Below are 7422 nucleotides of genomic sequence, written 5' to 3'. Positions count from 1 at the left end.
CGTTAAGGCTGGTTTACCTGGCAGGGGCGACTGAAGGCCAGGAAGCCTGCCCAACCTTGTTTAGGCGGCCGGCTGACGGCCGACCTCGAAGCTGACCTCGCGCTCCTTGCCGTCGCGCCACACGGTCAGGGTCGTCTTGGTGCCCGGTGCGAAGACCGCGATCTTCTTGGAGAGATCGCGGGCGTCGGCGACCTTGTCGCCATTGACGGCGATGATCGTGTCACCACGCTTGATGCCTGCCTTGGCGGCGGGACCATTGGCCTGCGCCTCGGCGATCAGGGCGCCATGGGGCTCCTTGAGGCCGATCGCATCGGCGACTTCGGCGGTGACCGGCTGGATCTGGACGCCGATGAAGCCACGGGCCACGGAGCCATCCTTCTTCAGCGAGGCGACGACGCTGTCGACCGTGGCAGCGGGAACGGCAAAGGCGATGCCGACATTGCCGCCCGACGGCGAGTAGATCGCGGTGTTCACGCCGACGACCTCACCCTTCTGGTTGAAGGTCGGGCCACCCGAGTTGCCGCGGTTCACGGCCGCATCGATCTGCAGGAAGTCGTCATAGGGACCAGAGCCGATGTCGCGCCCCTGGGCCGAGACGATGCCCGCGGTCACGGTGCCGCCGAGGCCGAAGGGGTTGCCGACAGCCAGCACCCAGTCGCCGATGCGCGGCTTCGTCTTGGCGAGCTGGACGAAGGGGTAGTTGCCCTCCTCGGTGACCTTCAGCAAGGCGATATYGGTCCGCGGATCGGTGCCGATGACCTTGGCCGCAAGCGTCTTGCCGGAATCGGTGACGAGCTGGACCTCGGTCGCGTTCTGAACGACGTGGTTATTGGTCACGACATAGCCGTCCTGGCTGACGAAGAAGCCCGAACCCTGCGACATGCCCTGACGCGGCTGCGGCTTGCCCTGACGCGGGCCCTGGCCCTGGCCCTGACCCTCTTCACCGAAACGGCGGAGGAAGCGCTCGAGCGGGTGGCCGGGCGGCAGACCTTCGATGCCGCTCTCGCCATCCTCGGCGGAGGCGGCAGCGACGCTGGTCTTGACGCGAACGGAAACGACAGCCGGCTTCACGTGATCGACCATGTCCGCAAAGGACGGGAGCTGGGTCTGGACGCCGGAGAGCTGGATCGGCTGGGCAAAGGCGCTGTGATTCTGCATGAGAGCGCCATCCGCGAGACCAGCGGCAAGACCGATGCCCAGCGTGGCCGCACCGGCGATCAAGGCGCCGCGCTTGAGGATGGACTTGGAAGTGGTAGGGGTCGTCATGGTTTTACCTCTGCGACTGACGGCAGGGGCATTCCCTGCTTGGTGTCGTGACCATGACGGGTGGCGCCTTACCCCGTTTTCGCGCCGAGATGACGTTTTTGTAAGGTTGAGCGGACGGCGCCCCCCAGTGCGCTTGACGATTGAGACGGCGCTCCTGTCTCATGGGGGGACGATGACTTTGCCGGACTGGCCTTGACGATGCGCGTTCTCACATTCGCGGCGATTGCCGCCCTCGCACTGGGCAGCAGTGCCGCCTCCTCGCAAACCATCACGACCTACCAAACCGGTTTGCGGCTCGCCCAGAAGCGCGGCTACGCGAACGCGGAATGCTACGCGCAGGTGTTTGCACGGCATGCCGTCGTGGTCGAGAAAGCCAGCGGAAACCGAGGTTGGTTTGCTCCCTCGACACCGGCCTACAATGCCGAGCTCCGCCGCCGCTGCGGCGTCGACCGGCTGGCCGATCTCGCGGCCCGCAAGCCCGCCCGCATCGCAGGCCGCAACACCTATGCGGGGCCCCAAACCCAGGGCGGAGCCTACCTTGCGGGCACGAAGATCGCGGCTCAGCGCGGATATTCAGGAGACAAGGTGGCCTGCTTTGCCCGGGTCTTCGCCGAGCACGCGACGTTCAGGCCATCGCCGATCCGTACCGGCTTTGTGGATTGGAGCGCCAACCTGGGCCCTGCCATAACGGGCGAGATGCAGAGTCAGTGCGGCATCTCCATCTGACCTGAGCGTCGGTGTTTGCGGCGGATTTCCCGAAGAGTGTAATCCGCCCTTCTGGCCGATGCCTTAGTTGCCGTCCCGCCTGATCAGCGCGTCAACCCGTGCCTGTTCGTCGTCGCTCAGGGGTTTCGTCTGCTGCCCGGCCGACGTCCGCATCAGCCGGCTTCTCCGGCCGAGATAGGCAAGGCCGAAGGCAAGGATCAGGAACGGCGCGACCCACAGCGCAATGGTGCGGATATTGAGGGGAGGACTGAGCAGGACGAAATTGCCGTAACGTGCGACGACGAAATCGCGCACGGCCTCATCCGTATCTCCGGCCACCAGCCGCTCGCGCACGAGGATGCGCAGGTCGCGGGCAAGTGGCGCGTCGGAATCGTCGATCGACTGGTTCTGGCAGACGAGGCAGCGCAGGCCGCCGGAAATCTGGCGCGCCCGCTGCTCGAGCATGGCGTTCGGCAGGACCTCGTCCGGCTGCACCGCCCTGACCGGGCTGGCGCAGAGCAGGCCGAGCATCAGCAAGGCAAGGACGCGACGCATGCGTTCACTCCGCCGGCTGGATGACGGCGCGCGTCGCGGCACGCCGCGGCACGGCGAGACGGAAGCGCCGGTCGGTCAGCGACAGCGCTCCGCCGAAAGCCATGACGACGGCACCGATCCAGATCAGCAGGATGAGCGGCTTGTCATAGACCCTGACCGCGATTCCGCCGCCCTGCGGCTCGCCAAGGCTGACATAGACCTGGCTGAGGCCGTCGGTCCGAATGCCGGCCTCCGTCGTCGGCATGGCGCGGGCGGTATAGACCCGCTTCATCGCCTCGACGGGTTTCAGCTGTCTGTCGCCGGCAGAAACGCGGAAGCGCGCCACATCCTCGGTAAAGTTGGGGCCCTTGCGCGGCGTGACCGTCTCCAGGACCACGGTATAGCGGCCGCTGGTCAGGCTCTCGCCCGGCTTCAGCACGCCGATCCCCTCCGCGCTCCATGCGGCAGCCGCGATACCGATCACGCTGAGGCCGACGCCGGCATGGGCGAAGGCCGTACCCCAGGCCGAACGCGGCAGGCCGATTGCGCGCGACAGCATCGCCGAGGCGCCGCTCGCCCGCCGCACCACGCGCTCGCCGATATCCCAGGCCGCACCTGCGATGAGGAAGACGCCAAGCCCGATACCAAGCGGCGCAAGGACGGGGCCGCCACGCATGACCGCGACGACCGCAAGCCCGGAGACGATTGCGAGCACGAGAGCAGCCGACATGCGCTGCGCCGCACCGAGCAGGTCACCGCGCTTCCAGGCCAGCGTCTGGCCGATCGGCAGCAGCAGCAGCAGAGGCACGACCACGGGTACGAAGGTGGCGTTGAAGAACGGGGGGCCGACGGAAATCTTGTCGCCCGTCAGCATCTCCAGCACCAGCGGATAGAGCGTACCGATGAAGACGGTCGCGCAGGCGGTCGCGATGAAGAGATTGTTCACGACCAGCGCGCCCTCCCGCGAGATCGGGGCGAAGAGGCCGCCCTGCCGCAGCAGCGGCGCGCGCCAGGCGAAGAGCGCCAGCGAGCCGCCGACGAAGAAGACCAGGATCGCAAGGATGAAGAGGCCGCGCCCGGGATCGCTGGCGAAGGAATGCACCGAGGTCAGGACGCCGGAGCGAACGATGAAGGTACCGAGCAGCGAGAGCGAGAAGGTCAGGATCGCGAGCAGGATCGTCCAGACCTTCAGCGCATCGCGCTTCTCCATCACCACGGTGGAGTGAATCAGCGCGGTGCCGGCCAGCCAGGGCATCAGCGAGGCATTCTCGACCGGGTCCCAGAACCACCAGCCGCCCCAGCCAAGCTCGTAATAGGCCCAGTAGGACCCCATCGCGATGCCGAGCGTCAGGAAGACCCAGGCCAGCAGCGTCCACGGCCTGACAGCGCGCGCCCAGACGGCATCGATGCGCCCGTCGATCAAGGCGGCGACGGCGAAGGCATAGGTGATGGAGAAGCCGACATAGCCGACATAGAGCAGCGGCGGGTGGATCGCGAGGCCGAGATCCTGAAGGATCGGGTTGAGATCCTGGCCCTCGCCCGGCGCCGGATCGAGCCGCCGGAACGGGTTCGAGGTCAGGAGCACGAAAGCCAGGAAGGCGACCGTGACGAAGCCCTGCGCCGCCAGTGTTCCGGCCCTGAGACGCGTCGGCAGAGACCGGCGCGACACGGCGACCAGCGCGCCGAACAGCGTCAGGATCAGCACCCAGAGCAGCATGGAGCCTTCGTGATTGCCCCAGGTCGACGTCACCTTGTAGATCAACGGCTGGGCCGAATGCGAATTGGCGACGACGTTCTCGACCGAAAAATCCGAGCGCACATAGGACACGACGAGCGCAAGGAAGGAGAAGGCGACCAGCAGGAAGCAGGTCACCGCCGCCGTCGGGCCGACCGAAGCCAAGGCGGCATCCCGCCGCGAGACGCCCCAGAGTGGGACGAGCGCCTGGACGACGGCGACACCCAGCGCCAGCGCGAGCGCGAAATGTCCGATCTCGACGATCATCCTGCCCTCACCGCTGCGGCTTCTGCGCACCGGCGTCGCCGGGCTGCCAATGGCCTTGCTTCTTCAGTGCGTCCGCGACTTCGCGCGGCATGTAGGTTTCGTCATGCTTGGCGAGAACCGAATCCGCTCGGAACCGGCCTGCGGCCTCAAGCACGCCTTCCGTGACGACGCCCTGCCCTTCGCGGAAGAGATCCGGCAGGAGGCCATCATAGCTCACCTGGACAGTGGTCTTGCTGTCGGTAATGGCGAAAGTCACGCGCTGGCCAGGCCCGCGAGACACGGACCCCGTCTCGACGAGGCCGCCGAGCCGCATGCGCGTGCCGGGCTGCAGCCCCTTTTCGGCGATTTCCGTCGGTCCGTAGAAGAAGACGATCGAATCGCGCATGGCGAAGAGCACGAGGCCGGCGGCAAGGCACAGGACTGCGCCTGCCGCTCCGATCAGGGCAAGGCGACGTTGCTTGCGGCTCATCCCGCGGCGCGGCGCCAAGACTCGCGACGGTTCTGTGGCGGTCATGGCGCGGGCTCCCGCAATCCGAGTTCTCCGGCCAGGGCATCAAGCTGGCCAAGCGCCGCACCATCATCGGCGAAGCGCTGGCGGGCCGCGATGATCGCCTCTCGTGCTGCAGGCTTGTCGCCGAGCACGACCTGCGAACGGATCAGTCGCGTCCATTCGGCGAAGGTGCCGCCGCCCATCTTGAGGCGCTCGGCAAGACCATCGACCATGCCCCGGATCGCGAGCTGCTGCTCGCCCGGCGGCAACGCCGCGATCGAGGCGCCGGTGGACGGTGCGGCCTCCAGCCCCTCCAGGCGCAGGCGCACCGTCCCGACCCAGGTCGCATCAGCTGGAGCATCGGCGAGCAGAGCGCGCAGATCCGCAATCGCGCCGGCACTGTCACCGTCCTGCTCCTTGGCAATCGCCAGGAAGTAGCGGGCCCGGGCATTGCCGCCATCGAGCTTGACCGCTTCGGTCAGGGGCTGGCGCGCTTCAGCCGTCACCACGCCGCCTGCGGCAAGCGCACGCGCCTCGCCAAGGCCGGCCAGCAATTCGGCATTGGCTCCGCCATGCTCCAGCGCCGCCGCGAAGGCCCGCGCCGCCTCGTCGTAACGACCCTGGCGCAAATAGACCGGCGCCACGACGGACCAGCCCCGCGCGTCGCCGGGGTTGGCCGCCAGATGGGCCTCGATGCGGCTGACCGCGAGCGCAAAATCCTGAGAAGGGTCCGATTTCAGCCGCGCCGAGAGCGGCTGATCCGGTCGCTCGGGCGAGCCCTGGGCGCCATAGAGCAGAAGAGCAAAGAGCGGCACGCAGGACAGTGCGATCGCCGAGGCTGCACGCCGCCGACGCAGCGCAGGCTCGCTGTCTCCCGTGGGGACAGCCTCCCCGTCCGCCGCACGCAGCAACCTGCGGCCGGCCTCGGCGCGCGCAGCGTCCGCCTCGGTGCCGCCGATCAGCCCGCGGCCAAAATCGCGGTCGATCTCGGCAAGCTGGGAGCGATAGAGACTCTTTGCGTCGGTGACCTCGGCAAACGCGTTCGCGTCTCCGCGCCCAAGGGGCCAGAGCAAGGCGAAAACCGCCGCCGCCGTCATTGCCGCAAAGATGATCCAGATCAGCATGTCGCGTTCATAGCCAATCGCTGACGCCGTATCATGTCTGCCGATGGCGACAAAGGGTCACGTCGGCACCGTCAGACCGAAGGAAGCAGCAGGCGCGCCCGCAGGCCACCGAGGCGCGAGCGCTCGAGCGTGAGCTCGCCGCCATAGAGCTTGGCGAGATCGACCACGATCGAGAGCCCGAGGCCGGAGCCCGGCGTCGTCTCGTCGAGCCTACGGCCGCGCTTGAGCACGTCGAGCACGGCCTCGGACGGCAGCCCGGGACCATCATCGTCGATCAGCAGCGCGATCCGCCCCTCTTCGGCTTCGGGGGCCAGGCTCACCTCGACCGTCGAACGCGCCCATTTGAACGCGTTGTCGAGCAGATTGCCGAGCATTTCCTCCAGATCCTGCCGCTCGCCGCGAAAGYGGACATGGGGCGGGACGTGGTGCATGCCGGTGATGCCGCGCCCCTGCGAGATCTTGGCGAAGGTGCGGATCAGCGCGTCGAGCGAGGGCGCAACCTCGGTGACGCTGCCGAGCGCGCCGGAGAGTGCAGCCGCCCGCGCGCGGTCGAGATAATACTGCACCTGGTCGCGCATGATCGCCGCCTGGTTCCGCACCGTCTGCGGCAGATGCGGGTCGCTTGCCTCGGCTTCGTTCAGCATCACGCTGAGCGGCGTCTTCAGGGCGTGGGCGAGATTTCCGACCTGGGTCCGGGCCCGTTCCAGGATTTCGCGGTTGGCGTCGATGAGCTGATTGAGTTCGCCAGCCAGTGGCGCAAGATCAGGCGGGTATTTTCCGGCGATCCGGGCGGYCTCGCCGGTTCGCACCGAGCCGACCGCTGTCCCAAGCCTGACGAGGGGGCGCAGGCCGAAGCGAACCTGGATCAGGGTCGAAGCCACGAGCGCGAGCCCGAGCAGCAGGAAGGTCAGCGTCAGCGCCAGGCGGAAATCACGAATGTCGCCTTCGATCTCGTCGGCGGGGGCCGCGACGCCGACGATGAAGCGGCCATCCTCGCCGACATCGATCTCGCGCTCGATGATGCGCAGGCCTCTCTCGTCCGGCCCAGAGACATAGCTCTCACGCAAGCCGCGCGCATTCGGCGTCAGCTGCTGGTCGAGAAGCTTCGGCAACTGCCCGCCGACGAGAGAGCGCGAGGTGCGCACCACGGGCTTTTCGCCATCGAGCCTGACGATCTGCCAGTACCAGCCGGATAGCGGCAGATCGAAACGCGGCTCGCCGAGATCGCCGATCGCCTGGCGTTCGGTTTCCGGCGGCGCGGCAAGATCCGCGACCAGTTCCTTGATGTAGACSCTGAGTCG

7 protein-coding genes are annotated in these 7422 nt (G+C 67.4%); 1 reads left to right on the top strand and 6 read right to left on the bottom strand.

Features of this window, described 5'->3' with window-relative positions; all coding sequences use genetic code 11:
- Positions 1-60: 60 nt before the first annotated feature.
- Positions 61-1266, bottom strand: a complete 1206-nt coding sequence (locus AC1DRP_RS33165; protein ID WP_476770747.1) for a S1C family serine protease — start codon at positions 1264-1266, stop codon at positions 61-63.
- A gap of 192 nt (positions 1267-1458) precedes the next feature.
- Between AC1DRP_RS33165 and AC1DRP_RS33160 the strand changes: the two genes are divergently transcribed.
- A complete protein-coding gene (locus tag AC1DRP_RS33160) occupies positions 1459-1992 on the top strand; it encodes a hypothetical protein (RefSeq protein WP_441506610.1) in 534 nt (177 codons plus the stop codon).
- A gap of 63 nt (positions 1993-2055) precedes the next feature.
- Here the strand turns inward: AC1DRP_RS33160 and AC1DRP_RS33155 are convergent, their stop codons facing one another.
- From AC1DRP_RS33155 to AC1DRP_RS33135, 5 genes are all read right to left on the bottom strand, one after another.
- Entirely contained in the window at positions 2056-2526 is a 471-nt protein-coding gene (locus AC1DRP_RS33155; RefSeq protein ID WP_441506611.1) for a cytochrome c-type biogenesis protein, read from the bottom strand.
- Positions 2527-2530: 4 nt separating this feature from the next.
- A complete protein-coding gene (locus AC1DRP_RS33150; RefSeq protein WP_441506612.1) occupies positions 2531-4507 on the bottom strand; it encodes a heme lyase CcmF/NrfE family subunit in 1977 nt (658 codons plus the stop codon).
- A gap of 7 nt (positions 4508-4514) precedes the next feature.
- Entirely contained in the window at positions 4515-4976 is a 462-nt protein-coding gene (gene ccmE, locus AC1DRP_RS33145; RefSeq protein ID WP_441489234.1) for a cytochrome c maturation protein CcmE, read from the bottom strand.
- A 41-nt stretch (positions 4977-5017) separates the two neighbouring features.
- Positions 5018-6121 (bottom strand): c-type cytochrome biogenesis protein CcmI, encoded by a 1104-nt coding sequence (ccmI, locus tag AC1DRP_RS33140; RefSeq protein ID WP_441506613.1) that lies wholly within the window; start codon positions 6119-6121, stop codon positions 5018-5020.
- Positions 6122-6192: 71 nt separating this feature from the next.
- Positions 6193-7422 (bottom strand): ATP-binding protein (locus AC1DRP_RS33135; protein ID WP_476770746.1); only part of this gene is annotated, 1230 nt, incomplete at its 5' end.

The sequence above is a fragment of the Allobosea sp. 01N443 genome (assembly GCF_056399325.1).
This window is presented reverse-complemented; position numbering and strand designations above follow the sequence as displayed.